Below are 13,473 nucleotides of genomic sequence, written 5' to 3' on the forward strand. Positions count from 1 at the left end.
CGCACCCCCACGTCCACCGGTCCCCGGCCCGCGCCCTGCGCCTGGGCGTCGCCGGACCGGTCGGCACCGGCAAGAGCTCCATCCTGGCCACGCTCTGCCGGGAGCTGGCGGACGAACTGGCCATGGCCGTCGTCACCAACGACATCTACACCGACGAGGACGCGCGCTTCCTGCGCTCGGCGGGCGTGCTGCCCACCGAGCGGATCCGCGCGGTCGAGACGGGCGCCTGCCCGCACACCGCGATCCGCGACGACGTCAGCGCCAACCTGGACGCGGTCGAGGACCTGGAGGAGGAGTTCGGGCCGCTGGACCTGGTCCTCGTGGAGAGCGGCGGCGACAACCTCACCGCCACCTTCAGCCCGGCCCTCGCGGACGCCCAGCTCTTCTGCATCGACGTGGCGGGCGGTGGCGACGTGGCGCGCAAGGGCGGCCCCGGCATCACCGGCGCCGATCTGCTCGTCGTCAACAAGACGGACCTCGCCCCCCATGTGGAGGTGGACGTCGCCGCGATGGTCGCGGACGCCGAGGCCGTGCGCGACGGGCTCCCGGTGCTGGCGCTCTCCCGCAAGGACCCGGCCTCCGTCGCCGAACTGGCCGACTGGGTACGGGGGCTGCTCGCCCGCCACCGCGCGGGCGCCCATGTCCCCACCGATCCGGGCCCGATGGCGCCGCACAGCCACGCCCACACGTGAACGAGCCCGTCGTCGTCGGCGTGGAGCGCGACGCCTCGGGCCGCCACGTGGCCCGCGTCCTGCGCCCCGGCGCCTTCCTCGCCCCCCGCCCGCTGCTGCCCGAACCGGACCGGCTCAGGATCGCCCTGGTCGGCACCCGGGCCGGGCTGCTCGCCGGCGACGACCTCGGACTGCGGATCTCCGTCGGCCCCGGCGCCCGCCTCGAACTCGTCGAGCCGGCCGGGCTCGTCGCCTACGACCACCGGGGCGGACGCTCCCGGTGGCGGGCCCGGGTCGAGGTCGCGGAGGGCGGCGAACTCCTCTGGGCCGGGCAGCCGTTCGTCGTCTCCTCCGGGGCGGACGTGCTCCGCGAGATGGACGTCGTCCTCGCGGCCGGGGCCCGGATGCTGTGGCGCGACACGCTCGTGCTGGGCCGCTCGGGGGAGCGCGGCGGCAGCGTGCGGGCCGTCACCCGGGTGACGTACGACGACGAGGAGCTGCTGGTCGAGGACCTGGACCTCACCGACGCGGACGTACGTGCCCTGCCGGGGCTGCTGGGCCCGCACCGCGTCGTCGGCGCGGTCACGGCGCTCGGCGTCCGCCCGCCCGGTCCGCCGCACCCGCGCCGCGCGGAGCTGGCCGGGCCCGGCGCGCAGATCCGGCTGCTGGACACCGCCGCCCCGGCCGTCGACGCGGAGCTGACGGCCCTCTGGGAGGCGTGGAGCCAGCCCTGAGCGCCGGAGGACGCCGTCGGGCGCGGCCTCTGAATATGCACCATACATATCTGATGTATGGTGCATATTCAGAGGCGTACGGCGGGGGCGTCGCCGCACCCAGCGAACAGAAGGAACAGCGCCATGACACTGGAGAACAAGGTCGCCGTCGTCACCGGAGGAGCCTCCGGCATCGGGGAGGCCGTCACCCGGCTCTTCGTCGAGCGCGGCGCCCGCGTCGTGGTCGTCGACCTCCAGCAGGAGGCCGGGGACACCCTCGTGGCCGACCTCGGCGACTCCGTCGCCTTCCTCCGCGGCGACGTCTCCGACCGGGCCGTCGCGGATCTGGCCGTCGCCACCGCCGTCGAGCGCTTCGGCCACCTCGACGTCCTCGTCAACAACGCCAGCGCCTCGCGCGTGCGCCCGTTCACCGAGCAGACCGAGGACGACTGGAAACTCGCCCTGGACACCGGCCTGTTCGCCACCCGCAACTTCATGCTCGCCGCCCACCCGCAGCTGCGCGACCGGCAGGGCGCCGTGATCAACTTCGCCTCGGGCGCCGGCATCGACGGCCAGCCCAACCAGGCCTCCTACGCCGCCGCGAAGGAGGCCATCCGCGGGCTGAGCCGGGTCGTCGCCAACGAGTGGGCCGCCGACCAGATCCGGGTCAACGTCGTCTCCCCGATGGCCCGCACCGCCGGAGTGGCCGCCTGGGCGGAGGCCCACCCCGAGCAGTACGCCCTGTCCGCGGCCAAGGTCCCCCTCGGCCGCTTCGGTGACCCGCGCACGGACGTCGCCCCCGTCGTCGCGTTCCTGGCGAGCGACGACGCCCGCTACATCACCGGCCAGACGCTGATGGCCGACGGCGGCGCGATCAAGCTCCGCTGACCGCGTCCGTCGGCGCGCCGGTGTCCGCCGCACCGGGCCGGCGCGCCCCGGCGCGCAGCGCCAGCGGCCCGCACAGCAGCGCCGGGGCCGCGGCGAGCGCGAAGCACACCGCGAGCGGAAGCCGGCCGACCAGCAGCCCGGCCGCCGCGCTGCCGCCCGCCGAACCGGCGTTGAACGCGGTGTTCACCCACGCCCCCGCCTGCGTGCGCCGGCCTTCGTCCACCGACGCGTCCGCGATCAGATACGCGGTGGTGAGCGCCGGGGCGACGAACAGCCCGGCGACCGCGATCAGGGCCGCCAGCACCGGCAGCCGGGGAGAGAACCCGGCCGCCAGCAGCGTCGCCCCCAGGGCTGCGGCGACCAGCGGCAGCCGGACGCGGTCCGAGGACGTCCACCGCACCGCCCCGTAGGACAGCCCGCCGACCGCGCTCCCGGCCGAGAGCGCGGCCAGCACCCAGGAGACCGAGGCGGGCGCGTGCAGCCGCTCGGTGAACGCCACCACCAGCAGTTCCAGCGCGCCGAGCCCGAGGCCCACCGCGGCCATCACCAGGACCGCGTGCCGCAGCGGGGCGATGCCGCGCAGCCGCAGCCGGGCCGGCGCGGACGTCCCGGCCCCGGCCGCCCGCGCGAGGCCGCCGCGCGGCACCGCGGGCGAGGTCGCCAGGATCGTCGCCCCGGCGAAGACCAGCACCGCGCCGACGAGCACCCCGGCCGAGGGCCCGGAGACGGTGAGCAGCACCCCGACGAGCAACGGGGCGGTGATGTACATCAGTTCCTCGGCGACGCCGTCCAGGCTGTACGCGCGCTGCAACAGCGCCCGGTCGGGGACCAGGGCGCTCCACACCGCCCGCATGACCGGGCCGAGCGGCGGTGTGCAGGCACCCGCCGCCACGGCGAGCGCGCCGACGAGGACGGCGGGTGCGCCGGGCCGCCAGGTCAGCAGCGCCACGACGCCGAGCAGCGCCGCGTACACCCCCGCCATCGGCGGCAGGACGCGCCGGGCCCCGTACCGGTCGATCAGCGCCGCGCGGGCGGGGGACAGGACGACGCTCAGGGCCCCGAACAGGGCCATCACCGCGCCCGCGACCGCGTACGACCCGGTGGCGTTCTTGACGGCGAGCAGCAGGGCGAGCGGGACGATCCCGTAGGACAGGCGCCCCAGCAGGGTGGCGCCGAAGGGGCGTGCGGCGCGCGGGACGCGCAGAACGGAGGCATACGAAAGAGACACGACGGCATTCCTCGTGAGGGCGGCGCGCGAAGGGCGCCGGGACGTGCGGGGACACCGGAGGGGCCCACCCGGGACGGGGTCCGGGGCGAGGGCGTGGAGCGGCACACGCCCGGGGGCCGTGGCCCGGGTCTACGCACGGAGGAATGACATGCGGGCAAATTATCAGAGCGGGCGCGGCGGCAGCGGCGCACGTCCCTCGGTGGTCTCCGTGATCTCCGGGTTGGCCGCCAGGATCTCCTCGGCCGCCTCCCACAGCCGGGGGAGGAACCGCAGCACCTTCTCGCCCCGGGCCGGCAGCTCGTCCGGCCCCGCCACCCCGGTGAGCGCCGCCACCGCCGCCCGGAACGCCGGCAGCCGCTCCGCGTGCAGCGCCGGGGCGTCCGCGGCCAGCACCGTGTGGCAGCGGGCGAACGTCGCCACGATCCAGAAGACGGCCTCCCGGTGCTCGCCGCGCTCCACCAGTTCCCGGCTTCCGTCGACGGCGACCGGCCGCGCCTCGGCGGTGAGGTCCCCGCTGAAGAAGAACGGGGTGCGCGCCACCGGCACCGTCGCGTCGAACGTCCGGGCCAGCTCGTCCAGATGGTGCCCGACCGTCTCCGCGGGCACCTCGGCGCAGCCCAGCAGGTCCAGCAGTTCACGGTGCAGCTCCGGCCGCCCGTACGCCTCCAGCACCTCGCGGGCCGCCCGGTACCGCAGCCGGATCGTCGGATTGCGCAGCGCCGCCACCAGCAGCACATGCGTGGTGACCCCGGTCGGGAACATCCACGCCGTCACCCGTTCGTGGAACGGGGCGCCGGGATCGTACGCGGCCAGCCGGGACTCGATCCGGTGCCGTGCGTCCAGGCACCGGGCCCGCACCCGATCCCGCTCGGCGAACCGGGGCGCCACCGCCGCGTGCAGCGCCCGCAGCGCGCCGCTCGGATCGTCGATCACCGTGTCGGTGCGGAAGGCGCCCGCCAGATGGTACGAGGAGAGCACGGCCCCCGGGTCCCGCAGCTGGGCCCACGGCTCGATGCTGACCTCCAACAGGGCGCCCCCGTAACGGAACTTGCCCGGCTTGACCGGTGGGTCGTCCGCCTCCGTCACCACCATCACGTCCACGTCGGACGAGGGCGCAAGCTCGGCGTCGTCGGGCTTCCCCACCGTCGATCCGCCGAAGTAGGCGCCCCGGTAGCCCGGGAGGTCGCGGGCGTGCGCGGCCACCCAGCGGCGCGCGGCGGCGCGTGCGGTTCCGACTCTCATCCGGACGACTCCTCGGGGCGGTGCGGCGGGGGGCGGTCCGCCGAGCGTAGATCACGACGGGTGCGGGGGTGCGGCGCCGGCCGTCCGCCGGGACCCGAGCGCCGCCGTACCGTACGCCCGCGCCGGGCCGCCCGCGCATCCGCTGGAGCGCGAGCACGGGCATCACGCGGCGAGCCGGCTCAACCGCGCGCCGATCGAGGCCGCGTCGGGGCGGTCCAGTTCGTCCACGACCAGGCCGTCGGAGAGCAGCAGGACCCGGTCGGCGTACGCGGCGGCGACGGGATCGTGGGTCACCATCACACAGGTGCTGCCGTCCCGGTCGACGCCGTCGCGCAGCAGCCCGAGGATCTCGCGGCCGGTGGCACGGTCCAGGGCGCCCGTGGGCTCGTCCGCGAAGAGCACCTCGGGGCGGGAGACCAGGGCGCGGGCGATCGCCACCCGCTGCTGCTGGCCTCCGGACAGCTGGCCGGGCCGGCTCCGCTCCCGGCCGGTCAGACCCACCCGGGCCAGCGCCTCGCGGACCCGGGCCCCTTCGGGGCGGTGCCCGGCGAGCCGGCCGGGCAGCTCGACGTTCTGCTCCACGGTCATCGCGGGCATCAGATTGAACGCCTGGAAGACGAACCCGGTCCGCCGGCGCCGGAGTTCGGCCAGGCGCCGTTCCGGAAGCCGCGACACCTCGGTGGAGCCCCAGCGCACCGAGCCGCGGGTGGGCCGGTCCATCCCGGCCAGACAGTGCAGCAGCGTGGTCTTGCCCGATCCGGAGGGGCCCATCACGCCGTGAACGTCCCGGGCCGCAGGGCCACCGACACCCCGCGCAGGGCCCTGACCGCCGTGCCGCCGCGCCGGTACTCGCGGTGCAGTCCGTCCGCCCGCGCGGCCCATTCCGTGGTGGTGCTCGTCGTCTCAGCCATGGCTCCATCCTGGGGCCGTGCGCGGCGGCGATCGATCCCGGCAGCCCCCGGACCGGGGGTTCGGAAAACCGAACCACCGAGGGGCGCGAACCGCCCGTACGAGGTGCCCCTCCGGGGCCCCGCCGCCCGGTAGGGTCGGGGCACGCCCGCTCCCGACACCCCGGTGAGGTCCGCGATGCGCAAGATCATCTACTCCATGTCGATCTCCCTCGACGGCTACATCGAGGGCCCGGACCAGGACATCGGCTGGCACCGGGTCGACGACGAACTGCACCGGTACTTCAACGAGACCATCGCCGAACTGGGCGGATTCCTGCACGGGCGCGTGGTGCACGAACTGATGGCGGACTTCTGGCCCACCGCCGACGAGGACCCGGCGAACGCCGGAGCGACGGCCGAGTTCGCGCCCATCTGGCGCGACATGCCGAAGTACGTCTACTCCCGCACGCGGGACCACATCGACTGGGCGACCGCCGTCATCCACGACGTCGTGCCCGAGGAGGTGCGGGCGCTGAAGGAGCGGCCCGGCGGCGACCTCGGGCTCGGCGGCGCCGACCTCGCCGCGTCGTTCGCGGCGCTCGACCTGATCGACGAGTACCGGGTCACCGTTCACCCCGTGCTCATCGGGCGCGGGCGGCGTATGTTCCCGCTGACGGACACGGTCACCCCGCTCCGGCTCCTCGGGACCCGGTCCTTCGGCAGCGGGGTCGTGGAACTGCACTACGCGCGCGACACCGAACGCGGGGACTGACCCGTACGCCGACGGCGGCGCACGGGCCCGTCCCGACGCTCACGCGGCCAGCAGGCCCGAGGTGTCCAGGACCTGGCGGATCGCCCGGCCCGAGGCCAGCTCCTCCATCGCGTCGTTGATCCCGTCCAGGCCCAGGGTCCCGGTGTGCATCAGCTCCACCGGCATGAGTCCGGCCCGCCACAGGTCCAGGAAGCGGGGGATGTCCCGGCGCGGCACCGCGTCGCCCATGTACGAACCGAGCAGCGACTTGCCCTCGCCCGCGAAGGTGAGCGCCGGCACCTCCAGCGTCCGGTCCGGGGCCGGCAGCCCCACCGAGACGACCTTGCCGCCGCGCGCCACGGCCGTCAGGCACGCGGCCATGACCTTCGGGCTGCCCACGGCCTCGACCGCCACCTCCGCCCCGCCGGACGTCAGTTCGCGGATCGCGGCGACCGCCTCCTCGGGGGCGTACGCGTGCGTGGCGCCCAGCCGCAGGGCCAGGTCGCGCTTCTCCGGCACCGGGTCGACGGCGATCACCGGGTACGCCCCGGCCGCCCTCGCGCCCAGCACCGCAGAGAGGCCCACCCCGCCCAGCCCGTAGACCACGGCCGACTGACCGGGGCGCAGCGCCGCCGTGTTGATGACCGCGCCCGCCCCGGTGAGCACCGCGCAGCCGAACATCGACGCCACGGTGAACGGGATGTCCCGGGGGATCGGCACCAGGGACTCCTGGGCGACCACCGTGTGCGAGGAGAACGCCGAGACGCCCAGCTGGTGGTGGACGGGTGCGCCGGAGGCGTCGGTGAGCAGGGAGGGGCCGTGCAGCAGCGCCCCGGCACCGTTCGCGGCGGCGGCCTGGGCGCACAGGGCGGGCCGCCCCGCCGCGCAGTCGGCGCAGAAACCGCAACTCGGCACGAAGACGAGCGCCACATGGTCACCGGGGGAGACCCGGCGCACCCCCGGCCCGGTCTCCTCGACCACGCCGACCGCCTCGTGGCCGAGCGCCATCGGCAGCGGGCGGACCCGGTCCCCGTTGACGACCGAGAGGTCCGAGTGGCACAGGGAGGCGGCCGCGACCCGGACCAGGACCTCGCCCTCGCGCGGGGCGCCGAGCTCCAGCTCCTCCACCGCGACCGGACAGGAGTCCGTGTACGGCCGCGCGGTCGAGGTCCGGCGCAGGACGACGGCCCGGGTCCTCATGCGTCCGCCCCCTCGCGCGGCGTGCAGCGCAGGACTTCGCGGCTCTCCAGCAGCGGGACGACCCGGCCGAGGACGATCTCCCGGAAGTGCGGGGTCTCGCAGTGCGCGGTGAAGTCGGCCTCGCTCGCGTACTCCTCGTAGAGCGCGATCGCGCGGGGGTCCTCGGTGCCCTGGTGGACGCGGTAGGCGAGATTGCCGGGCTCGGCGCGGGAGGCGGCGGCCATGGTGTCGAGGAGCGGCAGGACGGTGTCCTCGGCGCCCTCCCGGGTGCGGTAGCGGGCGATGACGACGTAACTCACTTCGGTACTACTCCTGGGGTGGGGAGGGCCTCTTGAGGGCGCCCGGCGGGACCGGCGGCAGCTGGTCGCGGCGCAGATGCCAGAGGCGGGGGTCGGAGGTGGCGGCGGCGACCGAGCCGAGGGCCAGGGCGAGCGCCACGTCCGAGGGGTCTTCCACGAAGCCCGCGGCCACCGACGGGGACATCGCGCGCTGGGACTGCGCGCTCATCCGGGCGATGATCGGGGCGGGCATGACTTCGACCAGGTCCGGCGCCCCGCGCGCGATCGCGTCCGTGGAGCGGCGCAGATTGGACCGGTCGGTGACGAACACCTTCATCATGGTCAGCAGGCCCAGCGGCCGGCCCTTCTCTATGAGCGAGAGCCGGGTGCTGACCACGCCGTGCGCGCCCATGTTCTTGAGGAACTCCAGCGCGCCCCGGTCCTGCGCCAGACCGGGGCTGCTGTCCACGTTCACGAACACGAGCTTCCCCGCCCGGCCCAGCGCCGGCACGACCTGGGGCAGCTGCCCCACGGCGAACGACGCGAGGATGCACACCCGGGCCGGTGCGGTCAGGAACTGCCGCAGCGGCTGGGCACCGACGACGGACGCGATCACCGGCACCTCGGCGAACGCCGAGCCGAGCCGGGGGTCGAGCGGGGCGCCGGACCGGGACGGGGAAGGGGTCATGGCATGGCCTGCCTGGGAGGAGAGGTGCGACTGCGCCGGATCAGTTCAGCGGAGACGTACCGAATCGGCTGGGAAGGCCCAGTTTGCCAGGGTTGAGAATGCCGGCCGGGTCCAGGGCCTTCTTCACCGCGACGAAGGTCTCGAAGCCCGCGCCCAGCGATTCCCGCAGGTAGGGGCCGCGCAGCAGACCGCAGCCGTGGTGGTGGCTGAGCGCCGCCGCGTGCTTGATCAGCACGGCGTTCGCCGCGTCCCACACCGCGCGGTACCAGTCGCGCCGCGCCTCGGGGGCCACGTCGCCGCGGAGCGAGAAGTAGACGCAGGCGCCGTCGGTGTAGGCGTGCGACTGGTGCGCGGAGGCCGCCAGGGTGCCGGGCACCGCCTGGATCGCGGCCACCACCTCGTCGTAGATCACCGGCAGGTCGGCCCAGGAGGCCGCCATCTCCAGGGTGTCCGCGACGAAGCCCGGACCGGGGGTGAAGCCGTCCGAGGACTTGCCGACCAGCATCCGCTCGTCCAGCCAGCGCTCGAACACGGCCCGGGAGTCCAGCTCGGGGCCGTACTCCGCGCAGACCTCGGCCGCCACCTTCAGCGAGGCGTCCACGATCGCCGGGTCGCCCTCGTCCGCGATCAGCAGCAGATTGGTCTCGGGGTGGCCGAAGTGGGTGCCCGACTCCAGGGCGTCGTACAGCCGCAGCACCGCCGGGGTCGCCCCGCGCTGCATGATCTTCCGGCAGGCGTCCAGACCCTCGGCGAAGGTCGCGAAGCCGAACGCGACGGCGTTCGCGTACTCCGGGAGGGGGTGCACGCGCAGCCGCGCCGAGACGATGACGCCGAGCGTGCCCTCGGAGCCGACGAAGAGCTGGCGCAGGTCCGGGCCGACCGCCGCGCGGGCGTAGTCCCCGTAGGTGGCACGGGTGCCGTCGGCGTGGATCACGTCCACGCCCACGACCATGTCCTCGATCTTGCCGTAGCGGGTCGAGAGCTGGCCGGCGCCCCGGCAGGCGATCCAGCCGCCGACCGTGGAGACGGCGAACGCGGACGGCCAGTGGCCCGTCGTCACGCCGTACTCCTCCTGGAGCTGCTTCTCGAAGAGGTCGCCGAACATGCCGGCCTGCACGTCCACCACGTTCGACTCGGCGTCGAAACCGGTGATCGCGTTCAGCCGGCACACGTCGAGCACCACCCCGCCGAAGACGGGGAGCGCCGCCCCGGTCACGTTGGAGCGCCCCGCCGACGGGGTGACGGGGATACCCGCCTCGTGGCAGATCCGCAGCACGGCCGCGACCTGGTCCGCGTCGGCCGCCTCGACGACCACGGCGTCCGGCGTCGCGGGCCGTCCCTCGGTCTCGCCGATCATCGAACCGGCCCACCAGTCACGGGTCCGCGCGACGACCTCAGCGCGCTCCACGTGGACGGCCTCCGCGACCTCGCGCAGCGCCTCGATCACGGTCTCCGGCACCTCGACCGGGCTGCTCTGGAGCGCGGCGTCGCCGTCCCCGACGGGGGTGTTCCGGGCCCACTTGGCGGGGCTGGGCGCGCCGACCGTGTAGTCGCCCCGGTTGAACGGATGGGTGATGGTCTGACGGCTGATCATGCTGCGGCCCCTTCGAGGAGTACGGACTTTTCGTGGCGGACGGAGGCGAGGTAGTCGGAGACGGAGCGCTCCACCTCGGACTGGCTGAGGTTCAGTTCGCGGCCGAGGATCGCGCCGACGGTGCCGGCCGCCTCGGCGGAGGCGTCGCGGGCGAAGAGCCGGGCGCGGGTGCGGCGGGAGAGGACGTCGTCGACGGAACGGGCCAGCTCGGCCCGTGCCGCGTACACCACCTCGGCCTTCGTGTACGGGAGTCCGGCGACGACCGGTTCGGCCAGCGCCGGGTCCTCCTGGATGAGGTCGCCGACGAAGCGGGCCTCGGTGCCGAAGCGCTCGCCGAGATGGGCGGCGAGCCCGCCGGACGCGGCCACGGCCTCGGCGTCGTAGCCGGCGCCGCCGAGCAGCGGAAGGTCGGTGGTGCGGCTCTTCCCCCGGCGGCCCAGGACGGTCATCACCTTGTCGATGACCAGCTCGCCCATGTGCCGGCTGGTGGTGAGCTTGCCGCCGGTCACCGTCACCATGCCGGTGCGGCCGACGCTGATGTGGTGGTCGCGGCGCATGTCGAGCGTCGCGCCCTCCTTGCCGCCGACCAGCGGGCGCAGCCCGCCGATCGAGCCGACCACGTCGTCCGGGGTGAGCTTCCCCTCGAAGGCGGTGTTGGCGCCCTCCAGCAGGAAGTCCATCTCCTCGCGCGTGCAGTGCACGTCGTCCGGCGAGCCCTGGTAGTCCTCGTCCGTGGTGCCCAGCACCACGGCGTTGCCCCAGCGGGTGCAGGTGGCGCGGCGGGCCCGGCCCGGGATCGGGACGGTGACCGTGCAGTTGATCCGCACCTTGTCCCACGGCACCACGATGTGCACGCCCTTGGCGGGCCGCACCTGGGGCCGGTGGCCGTCGACGGCCTTGGCGTCCAGTTCGTCGGTCCACACCCCGGTGGCGTTGACGACCGCCCGCGCCCGGATGTCGAAGGTGTCGCCGTCCGCCGAGACCCGCGCCCCGGAGACCTTCCCGGCCTCCATGAGCAGTCCTTCGGCCTTGGCGCCGTTCAGCACGGTCGCGCCCAGGGCGGCGGCCGTGCGCACGATGGTGAGCACCAGCCGGGCGTCGTCGGTGCGGGCGTCGAAGTAGACCAGCCCGCCCTTGAGGTTCTCCGCGCGCAGCGTCGGCGCCTGCGCGAGGACCTCCGGGACGGTCAGCCGCTGGTGCAGCTTGCCGATCCGCCAGCCGCCGACCAGGTCGTACGTCCAGAGCAGACCCTCGAAGCCCTTGGCGAGCCGGGCGTCGAAGACCCCCTCCTTCTCCAGGATCGGGAAGAGGAACGGCAGCCGGTGCACCAGGTGCGGGGCGTTCTTGCGGAAGCGGTGGCGCTCCAGGAGCGAGTGGCGGACCAGGTTGACGTTGCCCTGCTCGATGTAGCGCAGGCCGCCGTGCACCATCTTCGAGGACTTCGACGAGGTCCCCGAGGCGAAGTCGTCCTTCTCGACGAGCGCGGCGCGCAGCCCCCGCGAGGCGGCGTCCAGCACGGCGTACGCCCCGGTGACGCCGCCGCCGATGACGAGGACGTCGTACGTGTCGTCGGCCAGCCGCCGCTTGGCCGCCGCGCGGTCCAGCAGCAGCGGGGTGCGGCGGGTCGCCGCGGCGGCGCGCCGCGGTTTCCTGGCGGGCATGGTGATCACAACATCAACTCCTGGTGGTTCACGGTGCGGCGGCCGCGTGGTCGGGCGGCCGGTCGCGTGCCGACGGCCGGCGGGCCGTCAGCGAGGGGTGAGGGGGGTGAGGGCGGGGTCCTGGAGATGGCCGATCAGCACCTCGCGCCAGGCCCCCCGCTGGGCGGCGCGTTCGTCCGCGCCGAGGGACGGTTCGAAGATCCGGCCCCGGGGCTGCGCCTCGACGACCTCCTCCAGGGAGCCCCACAGCCCCTGGGCGACCCCGGCGAGATAGGCGGTGCCGCGCAGGCTGGCGGTGGCCGAGTCGGCGACCCGCTCCAGCGGCAGACCGGTCAGATCGGCCTGGATCCGCAGCAGCGGGTCGCTGCCCGCGACCCCGCCGCCGACCCGCAGCCGGGTGAACGGGGCGTTCATCGTGGCGGCGACCCCGTCGACGAGGTCGCACACCGAGTGCGCGATGCCGTCCAGGACGGCGCGGGCCAGATCGGCCCGGGTGGTGGCGAGGGTGAGCCCGGTGAGGGCGGCGGTGGCCTCCGGGTGCCAGACCGGCGTCCTGACCCCGGCGAGCGCCGGGACGAAACGCGGGGTGCGGCCCGGCCGGGTGGGGACCCGGCCCGCCTCCTCACCGAGCTCCTTCGGCGACGCGAACAGGCCCAGGTCGTCGCAGAGCCAGCGCAGCGCCGACCCCGCCGTGGAGGTGTACGCCTCCAGGCTGTAGTGGCTGGTGGAGCCCTGCCGGTAGCCGGGCTGGGCGAGGACTCCGGCGATGTCGGGCCGGGGCAGGGCGGGGGTGGTGCCGGTCGCGGCGTCGACGAAGGCGCCCGTCCCGTACACACACATGCCCTGCCCGGCGGCCAGCCCGCCGAGCGCGATCAGGGCCGCGTGCTGGTCGCCCATGGAGGCGGCCAGCGGTACGGAGATGCCGAGGGCGGCCGGGTCGGTGGTGCCGAACCCGGCGTCGTCGGAGCGGAGCTCGGGCAGCAGGTCGAGGGGGAAGCCGAGATGGCCGATCCACTCCTCGTCCCAGGCGTGGTGCTGGAGCAGATAGCCGCCGGTGGACGCGGCGTTGGTCGGGGTGGTGGCGTGCACGGCGCCTCCGGTCAGCCGCCAGATCAGCCAGGTGTCGACGGTGCCGAAGAGCAGCCGGCCCGCGCGGTACGCCTCGGCCGCCTCCGGGTGCGCGGCGATCTGCCGGGCGGCCCAGAGGAACGGCGCGCGGGCCCCGACGGGGCGGCCCTGCCGGGCGGTGAGGACGGCGTCCCACCGCTCCTCGTGCGCGGTGAGTTCGGCGGCGTACCGCCGGTCCTGCCACACCACGGCGGGCAGCAGCGGCCGCCCGGTCACGCGGTCCCACAGCATCGCGGTGGCCCGCTGGGTGGAGAGGGCCACGGCGGTGACCGTGATCCCCTCCGCCCGCGCGGCGGCGACGGCCCGGCGCGCCACCTCCAGCGTGGCGGTCCAGATCTCCATCGGGTCCTGTTCGACCGAGTGGTCGTCCGGGTGGCTGACCGCGATCGAGCGGTAGAACACCTCGTGCGCCCCGCCGGAGTCGAGTACGACTCCGGCCCGGGTGCCGGTGGTGCCCTCGTCGATGGCCAGCACACCGCGCCGGGAGGCGGCGCCGGGGAGCGTCTGCGTCATTGCGGGCCTTTCCTTGCGAGCGTCGCGA

12 protein-coding genes and 1 pseudogene are annotated in these 13,473 nt (G+C 74.9%); 4 read left to right on the forward strand and 9 right to left on the reverse strand.

The genetic code is table 11. The features are described from left to right. Positions 1-35 precede the first annotated feature (35 nt). From ureG to ACWCXC_RS15270, 3 genes are all read left to right on the forward strand, one after another. On the forward strand, positions 36-692 hold the full coding sequence (gene ureG, locus ACWCXC_RS15260) for an urease accessory protein UreG (RefSeq protein ID WP_450680527.1): 657 nt from the start codon (positions 36-38) through the stop codon (positions 690-692). Next, positions 689-1,405, forward strand: a complete 717-nt coding sequence (locus tag ACWCXC_RS15265) for an urease accessory protein UreD (protein ID WP_450680434.1) — start codon at positions 689-691, stop codon at positions 1,403-1,405. The genes ureG and ACWCXC_RS15265 overlap by 4 nt, the downstream gene beginning before the upstream one ends. A 123-nt stretch (positions 1,406-1,528) precedes the next feature. Continuing rightward, a complete protein-coding gene (locus ACWCXC_RS15270) occupies positions 1,529-2,272 on the forward strand; it encodes an SDR family NAD(P)-dependent oxidoreductase (protein ID WP_450680433.1) in 744 nt (247 codons plus the stop codon). Here the strand turns inward: ACWCXC_RS15270 and ACWCXC_RS15275 are convergent. The 3 genes and pseudogenes from ACWCXC_RS15275 to ACWCXC_RS15285 form a co-directional block, all read right to left on the reverse strand. After that, the gene (locus tag ACWCXC_RS15275; RefSeq protein WP_450889059.1) at positions 2,259-3,500 is read right to left on the reverse strand and encodes an MFS transporter; all 1,242 of its coding nucleotides are present in this window, start codon (positions 3,498-3,500) and stop codon (positions 2,259-2,261) included. The genes ACWCXC_RS15270 and ACWCXC_RS15275 overlap by 14 nt on opposite strands. 162 nt (positions 3,501-3,662) lie before the next feature. After that, a complete protein-coding gene (locus ACWCXC_RS15280; protein WP_450889061.1) occupies positions 3,663-4,742 on the reverse strand; it encodes a hypothetical protein in 1,080 nt (359 codons plus the stop codon). Positions 4,743-4,904: 162 nt separating this feature from the next. After that, positions 4,905-5,653: pseudogene (locus ACWCXC_RS15285) on the reverse strand (ABC transporter ATP-binding protein). 175 nt (positions 5,654-5,828) lie between these two features. On the opposite strand from ACWCXC_RS15285, the gene ACWCXC_RS15290 reads away from it, so the two are divergent. Beyond that, positions 5,829-6,404, forward strand: a complete 576-nt coding sequence (locus ACWCXC_RS15290; RefSeq protein WP_450680429.1) for a dihydrofolate reductase family protein — start codon at positions 5,829-5,831, stop codon at positions 6,402-6,404. 39 nt (positions 6,405-6,443) lie between these two features. Here the strand turns inward: ACWCXC_RS15290 and ACWCXC_RS15295 are convergent, their stop codons facing one another. From ACWCXC_RS15295 to ACWCXC_RS15320, 6 genes are all read right to left on the reverse strand, one after another. Further along, on the reverse strand, positions 6,444-7,583 hold the full coding sequence (locus ACWCXC_RS15295; RefSeq protein WP_450680428.1) for a zinc-binding dehydrogenase: 1,140 nt from the start codon (positions 7,581-7,583) through the stop codon (positions 6,444-6,446). Next, complete coding sequence (locus ACWCXC_RS15300) at positions 7,580-7,882, reverse strand: putative quinol monooxygenase (protein ID WP_450680427.1); 303 nt, start codon at positions 7,880-7,882, stop codon at positions 7,580-7,582. Before ACWCXC_RS15300 ends, ACWCXC_RS15295 begins: the two co-directional genes overlap by 4 nt. A 7-nt stretch (positions 7,883-7,889) precedes the next feature. Next, entirely contained in the window at positions 7,890-8,549 is a 660-nt protein-coding gene (locus ACWCXC_RS15305) for a glycerol-3-phosphate responsive antiterminator (protein ID WP_450680426.1), read from the reverse strand. A gap of 40 nt (positions 8,550-8,589) precedes the next feature. Further along, positions 8,590-10,143: an FAD-binding oxidoreductase gene (locus tag ACWCXC_RS15310; protein WP_450889064.1), complete on the reverse strand. Its 1,554-nt coding sequence runs from the start codon at positions 10,141-10,143 to the stop codon at positions 8,590-8,592. After that, positions 10,140-11,813 carry an FAD-dependent oxidoreductase gene (locus ACWCXC_RS15315; protein WP_450680424.1) on the reverse strand — a complete coding sequence of 558 codons (1,674 nt, stop codon included), beginning with the start codon at positions 11,811-11,813 and terminating at the stop codon, positions 10,140-10,142. Before ACWCXC_RS15315 ends, ACWCXC_RS15310 begins: the two co-directional genes overlap by 4 nt. 78 nt (positions 11,814-11,891) lie before the next feature. After that, positions 11,892-13,445, reverse strand: a complete 1,554-nt coding sequence (locus ACWCXC_RS15320; RefSeq protein WP_450889067.1) for an FGGY family carbohydrate kinase — start codon at positions 13,443-13,445, stop codon at positions 11,892-11,894. Positions 13,446-13,473 lie beyond the last annotated feature (28 nt).

Source organism: Streptomyces sp. NPDC001515 (assembly GCF_053597115.1).

Excerpts from the sequence above, each read along its gene's own strand:
- ACWCXC_RS15310 (WP_450889064.1), bottom strand. The coding sequence starts at position 10,143 with ATGATCAGCCGTCAGACCATCACCCATCCGTTCAACCGGGGCGACTAC.
- ACWCXC_RS15270 (WP_450680433.1), top strand. The coding sequence starts at position 1,529 with ATGACACTGGAGAACAAGGTCGCCGTCGTCACCGGAGGAGCCTCCGGC.
- ACWCXC_RS15295 (WP_450680428.1), bottom strand. The coding sequence starts at position 7,583 with ATGAGGACCCGGGCCGTCGTCCTGCGCCGGACCTCGACCGCGCGGCCG.
- ACWCXC_RS15320 (WP_450889067.1), bottom strand. The coding sequence starts at position 13,445 with ATGACGCAGACGCTCCCCGGCGCCGCCTCCCGGCGCGGTGTGCTGGCC.
- ACWCXC_RS15290 (WP_450680429.1), top strand. The coding sequence starts at position 5,829 with ATGCGCAAGATCATCTACTCCATGTCGATCTCCCTCGACGGCTACATC.
- ACWCXC_RS15280 (WP_450889061.1), bottom strand. The coding sequence starts at position 4,742 with ATGAGAGTCGGAACCGCACGCGCCGCCGCGCGCCGCTGGGTGGCCGCG.
- ACWCXC_RS15305 (WP_450680426.1), bottom strand. The coding sequence starts at position 8,549 with ATGACCCCTTCCCCGTCCCGGTCCGGCGCCCCGCTCGACCCCCGGCTC.